Source organism: Streptomyces canus, assembly GCF_030816965.1.
In the GTDB taxonomy this organism is placed as follows: Bacteria; Actinomycetota; Actinomycetes; order Streptomycetales; family Streptomycetaceae; genus Streptomyces; species Streptomyces canus_E.
In genome coordinates, this window is record NZ_JAUSYQ010000002.1 from 3638973 (window position 1) to 3661286 (window position 22314).

General features: G+C 71.3%; 15 protein-coding genes and 3 pseudogenes. 16 read left to right on the plus strand and 2 right to left on the minus strand.

Annotated elements, in window-relative coordinates; all coding sequences use genetic code 11:
• Window positions 1-27: 27 nt before the first annotated feature.
• From QF027_RS17560 to QF027_RS17595, 8 genes and pseudogenes are all read left to right on the plus strand, one after another.
• A complete protein-coding gene (locus QF027_RS17560) occupies window positions 28-1137 on the plus strand; it encodes a mechanosensitive ion channel family protein (protein WP_307075520.1) in 1110 nt (369 codons plus the stop codon).
• A gap of 147 nt (window positions 1138-1284) precedes the next feature.
• The gene (locus QF027_RS17565) at window positions 1285-2124 is read left to right on the plus strand and encodes a hypothetical protein (protein ID WP_306981159.1); all 840 of its coding nucleotides are present in this window, start codon (window positions 1285-1287) and stop codon (window positions 2122-2124) included.
• A gap of 180 nt (window positions 2125-2304) precedes the next feature.
• Window positions 2305-3498 (plus strand): ROK family transcriptional regulator, encoded by a 1194-nt coding sequence (locus QF027_RS17570; RefSeq protein WP_266523559.1) that lies wholly within the window; start codon window positions 2305-2307, stop codon window positions 3496-3498.
• A 54-nt stretch (window positions 3499-3552) separates the two neighbouring features.
• Entirely contained in the window at window positions 3553-4896 is a 1344-nt protein-coding gene (locus tag QF027_RS17575; protein WP_306981156.1) for an ABC transporter substrate-binding protein, read from the plus strand.
• Window positions 4897-4898: 2 nt separating this feature from the next.
• The gene (locus QF027_RS17580) at window positions 4899-5840 is read left to right on the plus strand and encodes a carbohydrate ABC transporter permease (RefSeq protein WP_306981153.1); all 942 of its coding nucleotides are present in this window, start codon (window positions 4899-4901) and stop codon (window positions 5838-5840) included.
• 2 nt (window positions 5841-5842) lie between these two features.
• The gene (locus QF027_RS17585; protein ID WP_306981151.1) at window positions 5843-6736 is read left to right on the plus strand and encodes a carbohydrate ABC transporter permease; all 894 of its coding nucleotides are present in this window, start codon (window positions 5843-5845) and stop codon (window positions 6734-6736) included.
• 6 nt (window positions 6737-6742) lie between these two features.
• A pseudogene (locus QF027_RS17590) lies at window positions 6743-8009 on the plus strand (6-phospho-beta-glucosidase).
• Window positions 8000-8972, plus strand: a pseudogene (locus QF027_RS17595) (N-acetylglucosamine kinase). The pseudogenes QF027_RS17590 and QF027_RS17595 overlap by 10 nt, the downstream one beginning before the upstream one ends.
• On the opposite strand, the gene QF027_RS17600 reads toward QF027_RS17595, so the two are convergent.
• Window positions 8960-9550 (minus strand): AAA family ATPase, encoded by a 591-nt coding sequence (locus tag QF027_RS17600; protein WP_306981144.1) that lies wholly within the window; start codon window positions 9548-9550, stop codon window positions 8960-8962. The pseudogene QF027_RS17595 and the gene QF027_RS17600 overlap by 13 nt on opposite strands.
• A 253-nt stretch (window positions 9551-9803) precedes the next feature.
• On the opposite strand from QF027_RS17600, the pseudogene QF027_RS17605 reads away from it, so the two are divergent.
• From QF027_RS17605 to QF027_RS17635, 7 genes and pseudogenes are all read left to right on the plus strand, one after another.
• Window positions 9804-11214: pseudogene (locus QF027_RS17605) on the plus strand (hypothetical protein).
• A 14-nt stretch (window positions 11215-11228) separates the two neighbouring features.
• Window positions 11229-12293 (plus strand): glutamate ABC transporter substrate-binding protein, encoded by a 1065-nt coding sequence (locus QF027_RS17610; RefSeq protein ID WP_373430997.1) that lies wholly within the window; start codon window positions 11229-11231, stop codon window positions 12291-12293.
• 63 nt (window positions 12294-12356) lie between these two features.
• Window positions 12357-13691, plus strand: coding sequence for a hypothetical protein (locus QF027_RS17615; protein ID WP_306981141.1), 1335 nt, complete (start codon window positions 12357-12359; stop codon window positions 13689-13691).
• Window positions 13692-13709: 18 nt separating this feature from the next.
• Complete coding sequence (locus QF027_RS17620; RefSeq protein WP_306981139.1) at window positions 13710-16244, plus strand: serine/threonine-protein kinase; 2535 nt, start codon at window positions 13710-13712, stop codon at window positions 16242-16244.
• Complete coding sequence (locus tag QF027_RS17625; protein ID WP_306981136.1) at window positions 16245-17546, plus strand: PP2C family serine/threonine-protein phosphatase; 1302 nt, start codon at window positions 16245-16247, stop codon at window positions 17544-17546. It begins immediately after the preceding gene.
• Between the two features lie 98 nt (window positions 17547-17644).
• Window positions 17645-18991: a vWA domain-containing protein gene (locus QF027_RS17630; protein ID WP_306981134.1), complete on the plus strand. Its 1347-nt coding sequence runs from the start codon at window positions 17645-17647 to the stop codon at window positions 18989-18991.
• Between the two features lie 38 nt (window positions 18992-19029).
• Window positions 19030-20772, plus strand: a complete 1743-nt coding sequence (locus QF027_RS17635) for an FHA domain-containing protein (protein ID WP_307075522.1) — start codon at window positions 19030-19032, stop codon at window positions 20770-20772.
• A gap of 12 nt (window positions 20773-20784) precedes the next feature.
• Here QF027_RS17635 and QF027_RS17640 read toward each other — a convergent pair whose 3' ends face one another.
• Window positions 20785-21765, minus strand: a complete 981-nt coding sequence (locus QF027_RS17640) for a methyltransferase domain-containing protein (RefSeq protein WP_307075524.1) — start codon at window positions 21763-21765, stop codon at window positions 20785-20787.
• 68 nt (window positions 21766-21833) lie between these two features.
• Here QF027_RS17640 and QF027_RS17645 point away from each other — a divergent pair, with 68 nt between their 5' ends.
• A complete protein-coding gene (locus QF027_RS17645) occupies window positions 21834-22247 on the plus strand; it encodes a globin (RefSeq protein ID WP_306981127.1) in 414 nt (137 codons plus the stop codon).
• The last annotated feature ends 67 nt before the right edge of the window (window positions 22248-22314 follow it).

The following is a 22314-nucleotide window of genomic DNA, read 5'->3' on the forward strand; positions in this document are numbered from 1 at the left end:
CAGACGCAGCACCTGGAGGTACCTGCCGTGTCCTTGTCCGCCGTCCTACTGGCCGCGAGTCCGTCGCCGTCGCCGTCCCCCTCGGACACCTCGACGCCGGCCGTGCCGAGTCTCCAGGACGCCCAGGAGAGCGCGACGAACGCCGCGAGCTGGGTCGAGCAGAACTGGTCGACCTGGCTGGCGATCAGCCTGCGGGTCCTGCTGATCCTGGTGATCGCCGCGGTGCTGAGAATGGTCGTGCGGCGGGCCATCACCAAGCTCATAGACCGGATGAACCGCACCGCCCAGGCGGTCGACGGCACCGCGATCGGCGGTCTGCTCGTCAACAACGAGCGCCGCCGGCAGCGCTCACAGGCCATCGGCTCGGTGCTGCGCTCGGTGGCGAGCTTCATCATCATGGGCACCGCCGCCCTGATGGTCCTGGGCGCCTTCGAGATCAACCTGGCCCCGCTGCTCGCGTCGGCCGGTGTCGCGGGTGTGGCGATCGGTTTCGGTGCCCGCAACCTCGTCACGGACTTCCTCTCCGGCGTCTTCATGATCCTGGAGGACCAGTACGGCGTCGGCGACACCATCGACGCGGGCGTGGCCTCCGGCGAGGTCATCGAGGTCGGTCTCAGGGTGACCAAGCTGCGCGGCGACAGCGGCGAGATCTGGTACGTCCGCAACGGCGAGGTCAAGCGCATCGGCAACCTCTCCCAGGGCTGGGCGACGGCCGGCGTGGACGTGACCGTGAGGGCCTCCGAGGACCTCGACAACGTGAAGCGGGTGCTGGGCGAGGTCGCCGAGAAGATGAGCAAGGAGGAGCCCTGGAACGAGCTCCTGTGGAGCCCGATCGAGGTCCTCGGCCTGGACAGCGTCCTGCTGGACTCCATGGTCGTGCGGGTCTCCGCCAAGACGATGCCCGGCAAGTCCCTCACGGTCGAGCGTGAGCTGCGCTGGCGCATCAAGCGCGCCTTCGACGCGGCGGACATCCGCATCGTCGGCGGCACGACGGTCACCGCGGAGGAGGAGGCCGCCGACTCGACCGCGGCGGTCGCGCCCCCGTCGGTCTTCTCCAACTCCGAGTCCCCGCAGGCCGCGGCGGCCTCCCCGCTGGTGCCCGCACCGGGGGTGGCGCAGCGGCCGGCGGCGAAGTAGCGGTCGGCGGCGAAGCAGCGAACTCTCACCGTCTTCACGTGAACCCCACGTTCCGGTCACGGATGTGATCGTCTAGCGTCACCCCCACAGCGGGCCCTTGTTCTGGAGCGCAACGCCCAGGGGCCCGCTTCGAATGTGGGGAAACACATGAGAAAGCTCGCCATAGGCATCGCCGCGTCCGGTGCCCTGGCTCTGACCGGTCTGGTCGCGCCCGTCGCGTCCGCGGCCACCTCGCCCGACCTGGTCTTCTCCGCCGTCACGGTCAACAGCGGCAAAGCGATCGCCGTCGGCACCACCGCCACTGTGAGCGTGCCGGTGACATACACCCTCACCCGCCCCTCCGACCTGACGATCGACTACAAGACCACCTTCGCCGGCGTCCTGCTCTACCGGGGCACGCTCAGCAGGATGGCCAACGAGATCGACCCCGAGGCCGCGCCCACCTGCACCACGACCGCGACGACGGACACCACCGTCACCGAGTCGTGCAAGGAGACCCTGGCGATCGACCCCGAGAACTACCTGTACTCGGCCTCTGACGCCACCACCTGGAAGGCGGCCGGCCTCTACAGCAAGATCGACCAGGACGACGACGACTCGGACGGTCACATCAGCATCGGCTACAACTACGACGCCTGGGGCCCCCTCGGCAGCGGCCTCCAGATCAAGCGCGCCGCCAGACTCACCGTCAACGCGTCGCCCGAGCCGGTGAAGAAGGGCGCGACCATCACGGTCACCGGCAAGCTGACCCGGGCGAACTGGGAGACCGGCACGTACTCGGGTTACACCTCCCAGAACGCCACCCTTCAGTTCCGCGCCAAGAGCTCCAGCAGCTACACCACCGTCAAGACGGTGACCTCCGGGACCGGCGGCGCGCTGAAGACCACGACGAAGGCCACCAAGGACGGCTACTACCGCTACGTCTTCGCGGGTACGAGCACCACCGGCTCGGCGACGGCCGCAGGCGACTACATCGACGTCACGTAGGCGCTCACTGGCACCCCCCGACCGCCCCCGCAGGTAACGACTCCGTTTCCTGCGGGGGCGGTTTGTCGTTCCCCTCTTGACGGACAGGTGGTCCAGACCTATGTTCCCTGCATCCGATAGGAAACCTTCCTAACAGTCGCCGGACAGTACAGTCGTCCGGCAGTCACGGAGAGGGGCACCATGGCAGGCACACCACGCACACTCCGCGCCATGAACGACCGTGCCGCGCTCGACCTCCTGCTGGAGCACGGCCCCCTCTCCCGTACGCGGATCGGCAAGCTCACCGGCCTCTCCAAGCCGACCGCGTCCCAGCTCCTGGCCCGCCTGGAGGCGTCGGGCCTCGTCCTCGCCACCGGTACCACCGAGGGCAGGCCCGGTCCCAACGCCCAGCTGTACGAGGTCGACCCGACCGCCGCGTACGCCGCCGGGCTCGACGTCACCCCCGAACGCATCCTCGCCGCGGTCGCCGACATCACCGGCCGCACGGTCGGATCCTTCGAACTGCCGACCCCGGGACGCAGGCCAGCCCAGCCCGTCGTCCGGCAGGTCACCGACGCCCTCGACGGCGCGGTCAAGGCGGCGGGACTCGCCCGCGGCGACGTCCACCGGCTCGTCATCGGCACGCCGGGCGCCTTCGACCCGGGCACGGGCCGACTGCGCTACGCCTCCCACCTGCCCGGCTGGCACACCCCCGCCCTCCTCGGCGAACTCGCCGCCGCCCTGCCCATGCCGGTCGAGTACGAGAACGACGTCAACCTCGTGGCCGTGGCCGAACAACGGCTCGGGGCGGCCCGCGGGCACGAGGACTTCGTGCTGCTGTGGAACGAGGGCGGTCTCGGTGCCGCCCTGGTCCTGGGCGGACGGCTGCACCGCGGCTGGACCGGCGGCGCGGGAGAGGTGGGTTTCCTGCCGGTTCCCGGAGCACCCCTGGTGCGGCAGGTGAGGAAAGCCAACAGCGGTGGCTATCAGGAGCTTGCGGGCTCCCAGGCCATCCCCCACCTCGCCCGTGAGCTCGGTATGACGGACATCCCCTCGGGGCCGTACGCCGAGGTCGCCGCCGCCCTCGTCGAGCGTGCCGCCACCGAGGACACCGTCCTGAACCGGCTGCTCCTGGAGACCTACGCCACCCGACTGGCCACCGGTCTCGCCTCCCTCGTCTCCGTCCTCGATCCCGAACTCGTCGTCCTCAGCGGTGCCTCGCTCACCGCCGGCGGCGATACCCTGCGCGCCCTCGTCCAGGCCGAGCTGGAGGAACTGGCAGCCTCCCGCCCCCGGCTGGTCGTCGGCGACGTCCATGAACACCCCGTGCTGCGCGGCGCGCTGGAGAGCGCGCTCGCGGCCACCCGCGACGAGGTCTTCGACACCTCGCGCTGAACCCCCGTACCCACCCCCCTCTTCCACGCCGTCCCGTCCCTGGGAGATCCCGTCATGCGCACAGCCATACCCTCAGTCGCCCGAAAAGCGGCCTTTGTCCTGACCGTGTCCGCGGTGCTCGTCACCACCGCCTGTACCGGCCAGTCCTCCTCCGGCGCCGAGGACGACGCCTCGAAGGAGACGACCATCAACTTCTGGCACGCCTGGAGCGCGGACTCCGAGGTGGCGGGAGTGAAGGCGCTGGTCGCCGGTTTCGAGAAGGCGCACCCCAACATTCACGTCAACGTCGTCGGCAACATGACCGACGACAAGATCAACCAGGCGCTGCGCACGGGCGGCGACAAGGCCCCGGACGTGATCTCGTCGTTCACCACGAACAACGTGGGCAGGTTCTGCTCCTCGGGCGCGCTGACCGACCTCAACCCGTTCTTCAAGAAGTCGGGCATCGACCCGGAGAAGACCTTCCCGGCCGCGATGAACGGGTACACGCAGTTCGACGGCGACCGCTGTGCCGTGCCGCTCCTCGGCGACGCGTACGGGCTCTACTACAACAAGACCGCCTTCGAGAAGGCCGGCATCACCTCGCCGCCGAAGACCTGGTCGGAGTTCGAGGCCGACGCCAAGAAGCTGACGATCGCCCAGGGCGCCACGTACAAGCAGCTCGGCTTCATGCCGAACTACCACGGCTGGGAGACGACGACCGAGCACTACCTGGGCCAGTTCTCGCCCACCTACTTCGACAAGTCGGGCAAGTCCACGGTCGCCACCGACCCGGCCGTCTCCGCCGCCTTCACCCTCCAGAAGAAGCTCGTCGACGAACTCGGCGGCTACAAGAAGCTGGAGAAGTACCGTGCGGGGCTCGGCGACGAGTGGGGCCCCAAGCACCCCTTCCAGACCGGCCAGGTCGCCATGCAGCTCGACGGTGAGTGGCGGCTCGGCATGGCCGTGGACGCCAAGCCCGGCTTCGACATCGGCGTCGCCCCGCTGCCCGTCCCCGACGACCAGGCGGACCAGTACGGCAAGGGCTACATCACCGGCACCATCGCCGGCATCGCCGCCAACAGCACCAAGCAGAACGCGGCCTGGGAGTTCCTGAAGTACATCACCACGGACACGGACGCGGTGGTCGGCTTCTCCAACGCCATCCACAACGTGCCCTCGACGCTCGCGGCCCTGAAGTCCCCGAAGCTGAAGTACGACCCGCGCTTCAAGACCTTCCTCGACATCGCCGCGAACCCGAACTCGACGACCGCCCCGTCCTCGATCAACGGCGGTGTGTACCTCACCACCATCCAGGAGCTCGGCTACGCCTACGAGAGCGGCAAGGTCACCGACCTCAAGAAGGGCCTCGCCGACGCGGCCCAGCAGATCGACACGGACATCGCGCAGGCGAAGTAGCGATGAGCACCGTCACTCTGGCGTCGAAGCGCCGCCGGTCGGCGCTTCGGACCATCGCCTTCATGTCGCCCTGGCTGGTCGGCTTCACGGTCTTCTTCGCCTACCCGCTGCTGTCGACCCTCTACTTCTCGTTCATGCACTACGACGGCTTCAAGCCGCCGACCTGGAGCGGGACGAAGAACTGGACCTACGTCTTCGAGCACTACCCCTTCTTCTGGCCGGCCCTGCGCAACACTCTGTGGCTGGTCGTGGTGATGGTCTCCCTCCGGGTCGTCTTCGGCCTCGGGGTCGGACTGCTCATCACGAAGATCAAGACGGGTACCGGGATCTTCCGGACGCTCTTCTACCTGCCGTATCTGGCCCCGCCCGTCGCGGCCACCATGGCTTTCGCGTTCCTCCTCAACCCCGGTACGGGACCGGTCAACTCGGTCCTGGAGAAGGTCGGCATCCCGGCCCCCGGCTGGTTCAACGACCCCACCTGGTCGAAGCCGGCCCTCACCCTGCTCGCCCTGTGGGGCATCGGCGACCTGATGGTCATCTTCATGGCCGCGCTGCTCGACGTGCCGCAGGAGCAGTACGAGGCCGCTGAGCTGGACGGGGCGTCGGCGTGGCAGCGGTTCCGGTTCGTCACCCTTCCCAACATTTCGCCGATCGTGATGTTCGCCGTGGTCACCGGCGTGATCCAGACGATGCAGTACTACACACAGCCACTCATCGCCGGAAAGGTCGCCTCGGGTGTGATCCAGGGCGCGGGCACGCAGTTCGAGCCCGGCTACCCGGACAAGTCCACGCTGACCCTCCCCCAGCTCGTCTACAACCTCGGCTTCCAGCGCTTCGACTACGGCTCCGCGTGTGTCGTCGCCCTCGTCCTCTTCGCCCTGTCGATGGTGTTCACCGCGTTCCTGATGCGGCGCCGGGGCGGTCTCATCCAGGCAGGTGACTGACCATGACCCAAGTACTGGACCGGCCGGTGGAGTTGAAGAATCCGGCCTCGCCCGCAGAGCGCACCGCCCGGCGCAAGGCCGCCCTGGAGTGGGTCGCGATCCATTCCCTCGGCCTCGCCGCGGCCCTCTTCTTCACGCTGCCCTTCGTGTTCGTGTTCCTGACCTCGCTGATGAGCGACACCCAGGCCCTCAGCCGCGATCTGATCCCGCACACCTGGGAATGGGGCAACTACCAGCGGGTCTTCGACACCCCGGGCTTTGTGACCTGGTGGCGCAACACGCTGGTCTACGCGGGACTGGGGACAGTCCTTACGGTCGTGTCGTCGATCCCGGTGGCGTACGCGCTCGCCAAGTTCCGCTTCCGGGGCCGCAATCTCTCCCTGATGCTGGTCATCTCGATGATGATGCTGCCGCCGCAGGTCGTCATCATCCCGATGTACCTGTTCTGGGCGAAGCAGCTGGATCTGTCGGGCACCCTGTGGCCGCTGATCATCCCGATGGCGTTCGGGGACGCGTTCTCGATCTTCCTGCTCCGGCAGTTCCTGATGACGATCCCGAACGAGTACGTGGACGCGGCGAAGGTCGACGGCTGCGGCGACTTCCGCACCCTGATACGGGTCGTGATCCCCATGGCGAGGCCCGGGATCGCCGCGGTGGCCCTCTTCCAGTTCTTCTACGCCTGGAACGACTACTTCGGCCCGCAGATCTACGCCTCGGAGAACCAGAACGCCTGGACGCTGAGTTACGGCCTGGAGTCCTTCAAGGGCATGCACCACACCGACTGGAACCTCACCATGGCCGCGACCGTGCTGGTCATGGCCCCCGTGATCCTCGTGTTCTTCTTCGCGCAGAAGGCGTTCGTCGAGGGCGTCACGCTGACCGGAGTGAAGGGTTAACCACGTATGAAACTCACCGTGGTCGGCGGAGGCTCGACCTACACCCCCGAACTCATCGACGGTTTCGCGCGCCTGCGGGACACGCTGCCCGTCGAGGAACTCGTCCTGGTCGACCCGGCCGCCGAGCGCCTGGAGCTGGTCGGCGGGCTCGCCCGCCGCATCTTCGCCAAGCAGGGCCACCCCGGCCGGATCACGACGACGGACGACCTGGACACGGGCGTCGACGGCGCCGACGCCGTGCTCCTCCAGCTCCGCGTCGGCGGCCAGGCCGCCCGCCGGCGGGACGAGACCTGGCCCCTGGAGTGCGGCTGCGTCGGTCAGGAGACGACCGGCGCGGGCGGCCTCGCCAAGGCGCTGCGCACGGTCCCGGTGGTCCTCGACATCGCCGAACGTGTCCGCCGCACCAACCCGGACGCCTGGATCATCGACTTCACCAACCCGGTCGGGATCGTCACCCGCGCCCTCCTCCAGGCCGGGCACAAGGCGGTCGGGCTGTGCAACGTGGCGATCGGCTTCCAGCGGAAGTTCGCCGGGCTGCTCGGCGTCACCCCCTCCGACATCCACCTCGACCACGTGGGCCTCAACCACCTCACCTGGGAGACCGCGGTACGGCTCGGCGGCCCCGAGGGCGAGGACGTCCTGCCCGAGCTGCTCACCGAGCACGGCGACACGATCGCCGGGGACCTGCACCTGCCCCGACCGCTGCTGGACCGGCTCGGCGTGGTCCCGTCGTACTACCTGCGCTACTTCTACGCGCACGACGAGGTCGTACGGGAACTGGGCACCAAGCCGTCCCGGGCGCGCCGAAGTGGCGGAGATGGAACGGCAGTTGCTCACGATGTACGGCGACCCGGACCTGGACGAGAAGCCGGAGCTGCTCGCCAAGCGGGGCGGCGCCTACTACTCGGAGGCGGCGGTCGACCTGGCCGCCGGGCTGCTCGGCGGGGGTGGCAGCCCCTACCAGGTGGTCAACACCCTCAACCGGGGCACGCTGCCCTTCCTGCCCGACGACGCGGTGATCGAGGTGCAGGCGGCGGTGAGTCCGAAGGGGCCGACCCCGCTGGCGGTGCCCGCCGTGGACCCGCTGTACGCGGGCCTGATGGCGAACGTGACGGCGTACGAGGACCTGGCGCTGACGGCGGCCCTGCGTGGTGGCCGTGACCGGGTCTTCAAGGCGCTGCTCGCGCACCCCCTCGTCGGCCAGTACGAGTACGCCGAGGGCCTCACCGACCGACTGATCGCACACAACCGGGAGCATCTCGCGTGGGCCTGACCGCATGTGTCCTCGCCGTCGACGCGGGCAACAGCAAGACCGACGTCGCGGTCGTCGCGGCCGACGGAAGCGTCCTCGCCACGGCCCGCGGCGGTGGATTCCGGCCGCCGGTGGTGGGTGTCGAGGCGGCGGTGGACGTGATCGCCGACGCGGTGGGACAGGCGTTCACCGCGGCCGGGGTCGGGTCGGTGGACCATGTCTCGGCCTGTCTGGCCAACGCCGACTTCCCCGTCGAGGAGCAGCAGTTGGCGGCCGCACTGCACGCGCGCGCGTGGGGCGCGGAGGTGGAGGTCCGCAACGACACCTTCGCGATCCTGCGGGCCGGTGTCACCGAACCGCGCGGGGTCGCCGTGGTGTGCGGCGCGGGCATCAACTGCGTCGGCATGCGCCCCGACGGCCGTACCGCCCGCTTCCCCGCGCTCGGCCGGATCTCCGGCGACTGGGGCGGCGGCTGGGGCCTCGCGGAGGAGGCCCTGTGGCACGCGGCCCGCGCGGCGGACGGGCGGGGCGTCGACACCGACCTCGCGCGGCGTGCTCCCGCGGCACTTCGGGCTGCCGTCCATGTACGCCCTCATCGAGGCCCTGCACCTGGAGGACATCGCCCCCGCCCGCCGCCACGAGCTGACGCCGGTGCTCTTCGCCACAGCCGCCGCCGGCGACCCGGTGGCCCGCTCGCTCGTGGACCGTCTGGCCGACGAGGTGGTGTCCATGGCGACGGTGGCCCTGACCCGCCTCGACCTCCTCGACGAGGAGACCCCGGTCCTGCTCGGCGGCAGCGTCCTGGCCGCCCGGCACCCCCAACTGGACGACGGCGTGCGGGAACTCCTGGCCGCGCGCGCCCCGAAGGCCGTACCCCGGGTGGTGACGGCGAGTCCGGTCCTGGGCGCGGCACTCCTCGGCCTCGACCGGGCCGGGGCGTCCGCGGAGGTCCAGGCGAGGACGCGGGCGTACTACGAGGCCTGAGCGAGCACCGCGTCGGCCACCTCGGAGACGGACCTGTCCTTCCCGACGTCGACGCGGGCCGGCCCCAGCCGGTCCACGGCCTCCACCATCAGCGACTGGTAACGCACACTGCGGGCGAGGAACTTGTCCGTCAGGAACCGTTCCTCCCGCGTCGCTGCGTCGTAGCGCCCGGCCGCACGGATCCGGGCGCGTACGACGTCCTCGTCAGCGGTGAGCCATACGGCGGCCGTGTGCGGCACGTCCAGCGTCGCGACCCGCTCCGGCCAGAGCGCCGAGCCCTCAAGGACCAGGCCCGGTCCGGTGGCGTGCGTCCTGACCAGTTCCTCGATGCGGGGCCAGAGCCGCTCGTAGTGGGCGAGGACCGAGTCGATCAGCTCGTCGACGGCGAGCGTCGTGTAGTGCTCGGCCACATGCGCCGGCACCTCTCGCTCCGGCGTGCGCCAGGGGCGCCCCGGGTGTCTCGCCAGCAGGTCCGTCGACCGATGCTCGAAGCCGAGCCGTTCGGCCAGCGCCCCGGCGACCGTGGACTTGCCGGTATTGGACGTTCCGCCGATCATCACCACTCGCACCCCGCGCACGAGGGCGACCCTACGCGCCCCCAGGGGGAACCGAACCGATTCCGGTGGCGTATTCATGGACAAGGGGTGGTGCGGGGGCATGGCCGGGCCGCCGCAGGCGATCCGCTGCGGTTCGATCAAGATCCAGTGAAGCCCGGTGCGGATGTCGGTCCCGGCAGCGATACTTGCGGCGAGGGATGACCATGGGGGAGGTCAAACGGTGACACACCCGCCGAAGAGCAGCACGGCACCACCGGGTTCCGGCGTGCCCACGATGCCGGCCGTACCACCGCAGCCGGGACCCCCGGCCCAGCCGCCCCCGCCCGCCCCGGTGTCACCCGCGGCGCCCGCCCGCCGTACGGCGTTCGCGGAAGGTCTCGACCAGGTGCGCGCGGCCGCCACCACCGAACCGGGCCGGTTGCGCATCATCGGCGCGGCGCTCGCCCTGCTCGTCGTCCTCTTCGGCGCGGTGACCGCCTGGCAGACCAACGACCGGGCCGCCGCGGCGGACGACGTGCTGCACAAGAGCCAGCCGCTCAGCAGCGCCGCCGCCGACATCTACCGCTACCTGGCCGACGCCAACACCGCGGCCTCCAGCGGCTTCCTCGCCGGCGGCCAGGAGACGGCCGACTCCCGCGAGCGGTACGAGAAGGACATCGACCTGGCCGCGGCCGGTCTGGTCAAGGCGGCCTCGAACTCCGACCCGGACTCCCCCGCCGCGAAGACGGTGGCCGAGCTCAACACCCTGCTGCCGGAGTACAAGGGCCTGGTGGAACGGGCCCGTACGTACAACCGCCAGGGTTTCCCGGTCGGCGGCGCCTATCTGCGGTACGCCAACGAGAAGATGCAGGAGGAGATGCTCCCGAAGGCGCAGAACCTCTACACCAGCGAGAACCAGCGGCTGCGCGCCGACTACGCCGACGCCACGCCCTACCCGTGGGCCGCGATCGGCCTCGGCGTCCTGGCCCTTGCCGGGCTCGCCTGGGCCCAGCACCGCAACTACCGGCGCACCAACCAACCGGGTTCTCAACCACGGCCTGGTCGCGGCCACCGCGACGGCGACCGTGGTGCTGCTGTGGCTGGTAGTCGGTCACACCGTCGCGCGCGCCGGGCTCAACGACTCCTACGACCACGGAGTGCGCTCGCTCAACGTGCTGCACGACGCCCGGATCGCCTCCCTCAAGGCCCGCGGCAACGAGAACCTCACGCTCGTGGCCCGCGGCGCCGAGACGGTCACCAAGAAGAACGCCCAGGGTGTGGACGTCACCTACGACGCCTACGACTTCGACTTCGGCAAGGACATGGACACCCTCGGCAAGGGCCTGGCGGAGGCGTCGAAGCTCGCCGACGACAGCAGCGGCAAGGAGCCGGTGACGGCCGCCGAGGGCAACATGACGGTGTGGAAGCAGCGTCACACCGCGGCCCGCGCGCAGGACGACAACGGCAACTACGAAGAGGCGCTGAAGCGGGTCATAGGCGGCAAGGGCGCCACGGGCGAGTGCTTCGACAGCGTCGACGACAATCTCGCCAAGGCCCTGACGCACGAGGAGAAGGAGTTCGCGCGGTCGGCCGGTGACGGCCTGGGCGCGATGACCGGACTGCCGGCGGGCGCCGCCGTCCTGGCCGTCCTCGGCGCGGCCGGCGCGGTCCTGGGCATCGGGCGCAGGCTGTCGGAGTACCGGTGAGAGGGGGCGTGACGATGCGGATGCGTGGACGTGTACGGGCCGGTCTCAGGGGCTGGGGCGGCGTCGGGGCGATGGCGGTCGTCTGCGGTCTGGTGCTCGCCTTCGCACTGCTCCTGCCGGTGGCCCGGTCGCACGGCGACGGCAGCACGGGCACCGGCGGGCCGGGCGTGACCCGTGCCGATCAGGTCGCGGACGGCGATCCCTGCACGAATCCGGCGATCAAGGCGCACCCGGAGGAGCAGACGCTGTCCCCGTCGAGCGCAGACGGCCCGACCATAGACAAGATCAAGGCCCGGCAGGGCGAGAAGCGCAAGCTGATCGTCGGCGTCGACCAGAACAGCTACCGCTGGGGCTACCGCAACCCCAACGGCGGCCCGACGGCCGACCTGGAGGGTTTCGACATCGACCTGGTGCACCGGATCGCGCAGGACGTCCTCGGTGACCCGAACGCCGTGCAGTTCAAGGCGATCCCCACCAACCAGCGCATCCCGGCGATCCAGGAGGGCCGGGTCGACATGGTGGTGCGCACGATGACGATCAACTGCAAGCGCCTGGCCGACGTGGCGTTCTCCGCGCCGTACTTCAAGACGGGGCAGCAGGTCCTCGCCCCCAAGTCCTCGGACATCAAGGGCTACGACGGCACGCTGGCGAAAAAGAAGATCTGCACGGCGGAGGGTTCGACCGCCTTCAGCCAGCTGGACGAGGACAAGAAGTCGGGGAAGCTCGTCGCCTCCGCGGACCTCAGGACCACCGTTCCCAACCAACTCGACTGCCTCGTCAGGCTCCAGCTCGGCGAGGTCGACGCCGTGGTCACCGACGGCGCCCTCGCCGCCAGCCAGGCCGCCCAGGACCCCACGGTCGAACTGAAAGGCTCGCCCTTCACCACCGAGTACTACGGCGTGGCGATGAAGAAGGACGCCGACGATCTGGTACGCCGGGTCAACCAGATTCTTGTGGACTACCGCAAGGACACCACCGACGGCTGGCAGGCGTCGTACAACCGGTGGCTGTCGGCCACACTGAACAAGGACTCGGCGAAGTCGGAGCCGCCCGCACCGCAGTACCTGCGCACCAGCTGACGGACCGTCAACGGCACACTGTTCACAACCACTCAGCAACCCTTCAGCAGCGAGAGGTGATCGATGGGCGTCACGGGACCCCCCGGGCCGGTGATGGACCGGGACGAGGTGGACCGTGCGCTGGCGCGGCTCGGCGCGGAGCACGAGGCGATAGAGACCTCGCTCCTCGCCCTGCAGGACCACGCGGGCCGCAGGCTCCTCGAGGGCGCCGAACTCACCGGCGTCACCAAGGAGCGCTGGACGTCCGCCGACGCCTCGATCACCCTGCTGTGGGCGTACTTCGACGCGTACTCGGACGCGTTGCGCTCGGCCCGCGAGATCCGCTCCCGCCGTCGCTGGTCCAGCCGCGATGACCTGGTGGAGCTGACCGAGCTGCTGCGCGGCGAGTCGGTCACCGTCGCGGGCTCGGCGACCGCCACGGCCAACGCGCCCACCCTGCACGGCAATTCGGGCAAGCTGAGCGAGCGGTTCTCGCTGGTGACGCTCGTCGAGCGGATGAACGACCTGTACGCGTCGAGCCTGGACATGGTCGTCGCCGCCGACGCGGTGTGGTCGGCGCTGCCCGCGCGGATAGATTTACTGGCCGCCGAACTCCAGCGCACCCGCCGGCTCGCGCACTCCGTCGGCGTGCGCCCCGGGGAACACCCGGCCGGCGACGACCTGGAACGCATCACCCGCGCGCTCACCTCACTGCGCGAGCGGGTGATCTCCGACCCGCTCGCCTTCTGGCGGCAGGCGCAGGGCAGTTCGGCGCCCGGCGGCGGAAAGCCGGACACCACGGCGTACGACCGTGAGGCGCGCGCCCTGGAGGACGTGCGCCGGGAGATCGACGCCGTGCTCACCGTCCGGCAGGACGCGGAGGCCCGGCTGGTCAAGCTGCGGGACGTGCTCTCCCGCGCGGACCGTACGCTCGCCGAGGCCCGTAACGCGCGCGGCGAGGTCCTCGCGAAGATCGCCGCCACGGAGGTGCCGGTCGTCAGCGGACCGCCGACCGTGCTGCAGGAGCAGCTGGCGACGGCCGCCGAGTACCGCAGACACGCCCAGTGGCACCGCCTGTCCCCGCTCCTGGAGTCCCTGGAGGAGAAGGCGGAGGACGAACTGCTGCGCGCCCGCGAGTCGTTGACCGCGGTCACCGCGCCGCTGGCGGTCCGCGCGGAGCTGCGCGGCCGTCTCGACGCGTACAAGGCGAAGGTCGCACGGCACGGCCTGGCCGAGGACCCGTTCCTGATCGAGCGCTACGACGCGGCCCGGCGGATGCTGTGGAGCGCGCCCTGTGACCTGCGGGTCGCCGAACAGGCCGTGCTGCGCTACCAGCACGCGGCCGCCGAACTGCTGGGAGCCCCGCGCGTACCGCAGAAGAGCGGTCCCGAAGACCGTGGGGGCCCGGAACGTGAGTGACCAAGGGGGTGCGACGTCATGAGTCAGGAACAGCAGCCCTGCCAGCGGCCCGGCTGCGACGGTACGTACGAGGACATGGGCGGCGGCGAGCTGTACTGCGACACCTGCGGCCTGGCGCCGGTCGTCTCGGCCGAGGGAGGCCGGGCCGGCTCGGCGTCCACCGGCAGGGGCTCGCAGGTCAGCGGCACTTCGCGCGCCACCGGCCGCGCTTCCTCGCGTACGTCCTCGCAGTCGTCGAAGTCCCGGCGCTCGGTGTCGGGACGGCTGTCGCGTTCGGTCTCCGGGAAGTCCACGGGCCGTTCGGTGTCGGTGCGCAGCTCCGGCTCCGGCACCGGTTCGAGCGGGCGCGGCCGGCTCGGAGCGGGCCTCGTCGAGGTGCCCGGGGTGCCGCGGCCCGACCCGCGCGAGATGGTTCTGGACAACCCTGAGGTGCCCGAGCGCAAGCGGTTCTGCTCGCGCTCCGACTGCGGGGCCCCGGTGGGGCGTTCGCGCGGGGAGAAGTCCGGGCGCACGGAGGGCTTCTGCACGAAGTGCGGTCACCCGTACTCGTTCGTGCCGAAGCTGAAGTCCGGTGACGTCGTGCACGGCCAGTACGAGGTCGCGGGCTGTCTGGCGCACGGCGGCCTCGGCTGGGTCTACCTCGCCGTGGACCGCGCGGTGTCCGACCGCTGGGTGGTCCTCAAGGGCCTGCTGGACACCGGCGACCAGGACGCGATGGCCGCCGCGATCTCCGAGCGGCGCTTCCTCGCGGAGATCGAGCACGCCAACATCGTGCGGATCTACAACTTCGTGGAACACCTCGACCAGCGCACCGGCTCGCTCGACGGCTACATCGTCATGGAGTACGTCGGCGGCAAGTCGCTCAAGGAGATCGCCAACGACCGCCGCTCGTCCGCCGGCAAGCGGGACCCGCTGCCGGTCGAGCAGGCGTGCGCGTACGGCATCGAGGCCCTGGAGGCGCTCGGCCACCTCCACAGCCGCAACCTCCTGTACTGCGACTTCAAGGTCGACAACGCCATCCAGACCGAGGACCAGCTCAAGCTCATCGACATGGGCGCGGTGCGCAGGATGGACGACGAGGAGTCGGCCATCTACGGCACGGTGGGCTACCAGGCTCCGGAGGTCGCGGAGGTGGGCCCCTCGGTCGCCTCCGACCTGTACACGGTCGCCCGCACCCTGGCGGTGCTGACCTTCGACTTCCAGGGCTACACCAACGTCTTCGTCGACTCGCTGCCCGACCCCGACCACATCGAGGTCTTCCGCCAGTACGAGTCGTTCTACCGGTTGCTGGTCCGGGCGACCGACCCGGATCCGGCCCGCCGTTTCGCCTCCGCGCAGGAGATGTCGGAACAGCTGACCGGGGTCCTGCGCGAGGTCGTCTCCCTGCAGACGGGCCGTGCCAGGCCCTCCCTGTCGACGCTCTTCGGCCCCGAACTCCGCGTCACCGACACGGAGTTGTTCCCGAAGCTGGACGGGGAGGTGTCGCGGCTGGGGACGCGGGTGCCTCCGGCGGGGCGGCGGAGTCCCAGGACGGCCGCCCCCGCGTCCGCTGCTCTTCCGGTCGGCACCCCAGGTCCCGAGCGGCCCGGCGGCGGAGCCGTCAACACCATCGTCAAGTCCGCCGACGCCCCCGCCGCCGCCCTGGCTCTGCCCGTCCCGCACGTCGACCCCTCCGACCCCAACGCCGGTTTCCTCGCCGGGCTCATGACCACCGCGCCGGCCGAGCTGCTCGGCGCCCTCGCGGCCGCGCCGGCGGCATCCGCGGAGACCCGCCTGCGGCAGGTGCGGGCCTGGCTGGAGAACGGCGACGCGCACACCGCGGACGAGGCGTTGCGGCGGCTGGAGGAGGAACGGCCCGACGACTGGCGGGTGGTCTGGTACCGGGGCGTCGCCGCCCTGGTGACCGGCGACCACGAGGCCGCCGCGCTCGCCTTCGACGCGATCTACGACGCCTTCCCCGGCGAACCCGCCCCCAAGCTCGCCCTCGGCCTGTGCGCGGAGGTGCTGGGACAGCTCGACAACGCCGCCGAGTACTACCGCCTGGTCTGGTCGACCGACCCCAGCTATGTGAGCTCCGCGTTCGGCCTCGCGCGCGTGCAGCTCGCGACCGGGGACCACCGTGGCGCGGTGAACACGCTGGAGTCGGTGCCGGAGTCCTCCATTCACTACACCGCCGCCCGCGTGGCCGCCGTCCGCGCGCGGCTGCGTGGACGCACCGCGACCGCGGGCGACGTACCCTTCCTGGACGACCTGACCGCCGCCGCCGGGCAGGTCGAGGCGCTGGACGCGTACGGTCTGGATCCGGCGCGCCGCGAGCAGCTGTCGGCGGAGGTGCTGGGCGCGGCCCTGGACTGGATACTCTCCGGTGGCCAGGACTCTGTGGCCCCCGCCGCCGCGGGACGGGCGCTGCTCGGCAGCGGACTGGACGAGCGAGGACTGCGCTTCGGCCTGGAGCGTTCGTACCGCACGCTGGCCCGGCTCGCGCAGGGCGGCGAGGAGAGGATCGACCTGGTGGAACGAGCCAACCGTTACCGCCCCCGGACGTGGGTGTAGTTGATGTCGCAGATGCCCCAGCTGTCCGCCTGCCCCAGCTGCGAGTGGCCGCTCGAATCGGGCGACCGTTTCTGCGGTGCGTGCGGATACGACCTGTCCGCCGTGCCGGCACGGCCGGACGACAGCCCGACCATCGCCATGAACGGCGCGCCCCCCGGCGGCCCCTGGCCCGAGGTCCCGCACCCGCCGGCGGAGGTCCATCTGCCGGCCGACCTGCGGGGCACCGAGTCGGGCGGGCACGAACCGCCTCCGTCGGGACCGGTCGTGGGCTCGCCGGTCCCCCCCGTTCCCGGCGTGCGCTTCGACCGCTCACCGGAGCCCGACGAGTACGTCCTGCAGGCGCCCGACCCTCGGGTGGCCGCCGGACCGCCCGCCCCGGCCGAGGGCAGCAAGGTGTGCGTGGCCTGCCGCGCGGGCCGGGTCGACGACGACGGCTACTGCGAGAACTGCGGGCACGCCCAGCCACGTGAGCGCGACCACATGGAGCAGGAGGCCGGTCCGATCGCCGCCGTCAGCGACCGCGGCCTGCGCCACCACCGCAACGAGGACGCCTTCAGCCTCGGCACCAGCGTGCTGCCCGACGGCTCGCCGGCCACCTTCGCGGTCGTCTGCGACGGTGTGTCCTCCGCGACCCGCCCCGACGACGCCTCCCTGGCCGCGTCCCGGGCCGCGGCCGAGGCCCTGCTGACCGCGCTGCCGCAGGGCACGCACCCCCAGCAGGCGATGCACGAGGCGATCGTCGCCGCCTCCCGCGCGGTCAACTCGCTCGCCGCGGAGCCCGCCACGGCCCGCGAGCACCAACCGCACCAGAACGCCCCGGCGTGCACGATCGTCGGCTCGATCGTCGCCCCGAGCCTGCTGGTCGTCGGCTGGGTCGGCGACAGCCGGGTCTACTGGGTGCCGACGGACCGCAGTTCCCCCCCGGCCCGGCTCACCGAGGACGACTCCTGGGCCGCCCAGATGGTGGCCGCGGGCCTGATGAACGAGGCCGAGGCGTACGCCGACGAGCGCGCCCACGCGATCACCGGCTGGCTCGGCGCGGACGCCTACGAACTCGACCCGCACACCGCTTCCTTCAAGCCGGACCGGCCTGGTGTGGTGGTGGTGTGCACCGACGGCCTGTGGAACTACGCGGAGGCGGCCGACGAGATGGCGGAGGCCGTACCGGCCGACGCCGCCGCGCGCCCGCTGCACACCGCCCGGGTCCTGGTCGGCCACGCCCTGGACGGCGGGGGCCACGACAACGTAACAGTGGCCGTCGTGCCGTTCCCGACGCCTCCGCAGGGGGCAGGATCGGCCTGAGGCCACATTCGGGGATGCCTCAGCGGACCGGAGGGGACCGGTCCGCAATCAGTCATCGCCCCACGGATGTGGGGTACGCGAGGGGGATTTGAGTAGGCATGGCCAATTTCTCGAAGTCGAACGCGCCGCAGTTCTCGATGGACGTCTACCAGAACGAGTACCTACCCGAGGGCGGCCGCGAGGTCAACGCGATCGTCACGGTGACCTCGACCGGCGGCGGCACGATCGGAAGCGCGGTCGCGGCCCCGCACCTCTGGTCGGCGGAGCAGGGGCCCTCGGCGGCGGTGGCGCTCATGGTCGACTGCTCGGGCTCCATGGACTACCCGCCGACCAAGATGCGCAACGCCCGCGACGCCACCGCCGCCGCGATCGACACCCTGCGCGACGGAGTGCACTTCGCGGTGATCGGCGGCACGCACGTGGGCAAGGAGGTCTATCCGGGCAACGGCGGTCTCGCGGTCGCCGACGCCACCACCCGTCATCAGGCCAAGCAGGCGCTGCGCAAGCTCAGCCCCGGCGGTGGCACGGCGATCGGCACTTGGCTGCGCCTGGCGGACCAGCTGTTGTCCTCCGCGGACGTCGCCATCCGTCACGGCATCCTGCTCACCGACGGCCGCAACGAACACGAGTCGCCGGAGGACCTCAAGGCCTCCCTCGACGCCTGCGCGGGGCGTTTCACCTGCGACGCCCGGGGCGTGGGCACCGACTGGGAAGTGAAAGAAGTCACAGGGATCGCCTCCGCCCTGCTCGGCACCGCCGACATCGTCGCCGACCCGGCGGGACTCGCCGCGGACTTCACGCAGATGATGGAGGCGGCCATGGGCAAGGAGGTCGCGGACGTCGCCCTCAGGGTGTGGACCCCGGTCGGCACCACCATCAAGTTCGTCAAGCAGGTCGCGCCCACCGTCGAGCAGCTCACCGACCGCCGCACCGAGGCCGGTCCGCGTGCCGGGGACTATCCCACCGGCTCCTGGGGAGACGAGTCCCGTGACTACCACGTCTGCGTCGAGGTCCCGGCCGCGAACATCGGCCAGGAGATGCTCGCAGCCCGGGTCTCCCTGGTCGTCCCGCAGCCCGACGGCTCGACGCAGAACCTGGGCGCACAGGGTCTCGTCAGGGCCGTGTGGACCGACGACATGGTCGCCTCGACGTCGATCAACCCCCAAGTCGCCCACTACACCGGCCAGGCCGAACTGGCACAAGCCATCCAGCAAGGGCTCGATCTGCGCAAGGCGGGCGATATCGATGGAGCAACGGCCAAACTGGGCCGGGCCGTCCAGCTCGCGAACAACTCCGGGAACGCTGATACTGCGAAACTGCTTTCGAAGGTGGTCGACGTCGTCGACGCCACGACAGGTACTGTGCGACTGAAGGCGAAGGTCGAGGAGGCCGACGAGATGACTCTCGAGACCCGGTCGACAAAGACTGTTCGTGTAAAGAAGTGACGTAGTAGTTCCCTGATCCGAGAGGGGGAAGCGCCGACATGCCGACCTGCCCGAACGGACACCAGTCGGGTTCCGACGACTGGTGCGAGGTCTGCGGTCACCGCATGGCCGGTGCCGTACCTCCGCCCCCTCCGCCGCCGCCCGGTCCAGGTGGAGGCGGATACGGCTTCCCGCCGCCCGGCGGTCCCGGGGGCCAGCCCGGTGGACGTCCGCATCTGTCCGCCGTACCGGACGCCGAGCCGGAGCTCTGCCCGCAGTGCCGTACCCCTCGTGAGGGCGGTGCGCCCTTCTGCGAGGAGTGCCGGTGGAACTTCCTGACCAACACGGCGACCTCGTACACCCCGGCCGCCCCGCGCCCGCCGGCCGGCTCCGGCGGCCCGCCCTCGCACTTCCAGCAGCAGGCGGGGCCCGGTCCGTCCTTCGGCGGCGGTGACTCGTACGAGTACCAGGGCTCACGCCCGTCCCAGGTGAACCGCCCCGCGGAACCGATCCCCTTCGGCTCGGAACCGTCGGGCCGCTCGGGCCCGGGTCGACCCGGCGGCCCCGGTGGCCCTGGCGCCCCCTCCGGCTTCCTCGGTGACCCGTCCCGCCCCGGGGGCCCTGGCGCACCCGGCCCCTCCGGTTACCCCGGAGGACCCGGCGGCTCCGGCGGGTCCGGCCCCTCCGGTTTCCCCGGCGATCCGTCGCGACCCGGCGGTCCGGGCCCCTCCGGCCCCGGTGGTCAGCAGGGCTTCCCGGGCGACCCCGGACGCCCCGGCGCATCCGGCCCCTCCGGTTTCCCTTCGGACCCCTCCCGGCAGGGCGGCCCCGGCTCCTCCGGTTTCCCCGGTGATCCCTCCCGCCCCGGCGGTCCCGGGAACCCCGGACCGGGTGGCTACGGCTACCCGCAGCCGGGCTCCCAGCAGGCCCCGTCCGGCCCGCCCGGATCCTCCGGCCCCGGCGGCCCACAGGGCTACGGCGGCCACCCCACGCAACCCGGCCCGTCGGGTCCCGGCGGCCCGCAGGGCTTCCCCGGCGACCCGTCCCGCCCCGGTGGCGGCCCCGGCGGTCCGCCGAACTTCGGTGCCGACCCCTCCCGCCCGGTCCCGCCGCCCCCCGGACCGACCCCGCCCGCCGGCCCGGGTGCCACGAGCGGCGCCCCGCAAGGCTTCCAGGCGCAGGGCGCATCGGCTCCGCCCGCCTTCCCGCAGGAGACCAACCGGCCCCAGCCGGGCGGCCAGTCCTTCGGCGGCGGCGCTGACGACTGGGTCCTCTCCCCGCCGTCCTCCACCGCCCCCGGCGGCGGACCCGGCGGCCCCGGCGGCTACGGTTACCCGCAGCCCGGCTCCACCCAGGCCCCGCCCGCACCCCCCGGCCCGTCCTTCCCGCAGCAGCCGGCGACCTGGACGGCGACCATCGGCCCGGACCGCGATTACTTCCTGGCGATGATGCAGCGCTCCGGCCCCGAGGCCGCGGGCCTGAACCTGCCCGCGTACTCCCCCGAGCAGCAGCGCACGCTCACCGGGAACCAGGTCACCATCGGCCGCCGCCGGCACTCCACCGGCGACACCCCCGACGTCGACCTGTCGGTGCCGCCGGAGGACCCGGGCGTCTCGCACCAGCACGCGGTGCTGGTCCAGCAACCGGACGGCTCCTGGGCGGTCGTCGACCAGAACTCGACGAACGGCACCACCGTGAACGGCGCCGAGGAGCCCATCACGCCGTTCGTGCCGGTGCCGCTCCAGGACGGCGACCGGGTGCACGTCGGCGCCTGGACGACGATCACGATCCGCCGCGGCTAGCGAACGGCCACGTCACCGGAGGGGCCATGTGTACGGCCCCTCCGGGTCGTCCAGCCACGCCCATTCCCGCTCTCCGCTGACCGTGATGCCGTACCGCTCACGGCGCGGCTGCCCCTCGCGCTCCCACAGCGCGTACGCCTCCCGGGGTGCGAGGGTGTCCCGGGTCAGCGCCAGCAGGAAGCGGAACAGCTCGTTCTCCCGGGCCCGGCTCGGCACCCCGTCCCAGTCGACGAACCCCTCTTCGTGCCGGTCCGCCCCGCGCAGCGGCACGAAGTAGGCGGGCGTGTGCAGAAACCGTCCCTCCGCATGCCCGGCGTCCCGGACGGTCAGGGCGATCAGCCCGGTGGCGAGCGGGCTCAGGATCCGTGCGCCGGGGCGGCACTGGGCGAGCCAGGCGACCGGCACCGACGACAGGGTGCAGGTGGCGATGATCCGGTCGAAGGGGGCGCGTTCGGGCACCCCGCGCGCACCGTCGCCGGTGACGACGGCAGGGTGGTACCCGGCGGCCGCCAGATGCCTGCGCGCCGCCTCGGTGATCTCCGGCTCCAGATCGACGGTGGTGACGCAGTCGTCGCCGAGCCGGTGCGCGAGCAGGGCCGCGTTGTAGCCCGTGCCGGCGCCGATCTCCAGGACCCGGTCGCCGTCCCGTACCCGCAGTGCGACCAGCATCATCGCCATCAGCGATGGTTGACTGCTGGAGGAGACCAGTTCCCCGTCGCGCAGCCGGGTGGCCAGCGGGGCGTCGACGTAGGCCCCGCGCATCCACTTCTCCCGGCCGCGCGGGTCGGAGCTCTCGCCCCAGCGCCGCTCGTAGCCTCCCCTGACGCCCACGTAGTAGTAGGGCACGAACAGATGCCGGGGCACCGCCTCGAAGGCCTCCCGCCACACCGGGTCGGCGGCCCAGGCCCCGCTCACGTCGATCTCCCGCACCAGCGCGGCCCGCGCCGAGGCGGCGAGTTCGGCGAGATCCCTGCCGAGAGCGTGCGTGCCCATACCTCCACTCTGCACCCTGAGCGCCGGAGGTCCTAAGCCTTGAGTCCTCCTCCGCCCCGTCTGAGACCATGGTTGACGTGAAAGAGATCCGGCGCGGCACGCTTCAGACGCAGACCTTCTACGAGCAGGTCGGCGGGGAGGAGACCTTCCGCCGCCTCGTCCACCGTTTCTACGAGGGGGTCGCCGGGGACCCGGTCCTGCGGCCCATGTACCCGGAGGAGGACCTCGGCCCGGCCGAGGAGCGCCTCGTACTGTTCCTGATGCAGTACTGGGGCGGCCCCACGACGTACAGCGACAACCGCGGCCACCCCCGGCTGCGTATGCGCCACGCGCCCTTCGTCGTCAATCGCGAGGCGCACGACGCGTGGCTGCGGCACATGCGGGACGCCGTCGACGAACTCGGCCTGTCCGAGGAGCACGAGACGCAGCTGTGGAACTACCTGACGTACGCGGCCGCTTCGATGGTGAACACCGCCGACTGATCACCCCTCACTGAATACCGGATTCCGGTCGTTTTCCGGTTGCCCGACGCCGGATTCCGGTCACAAT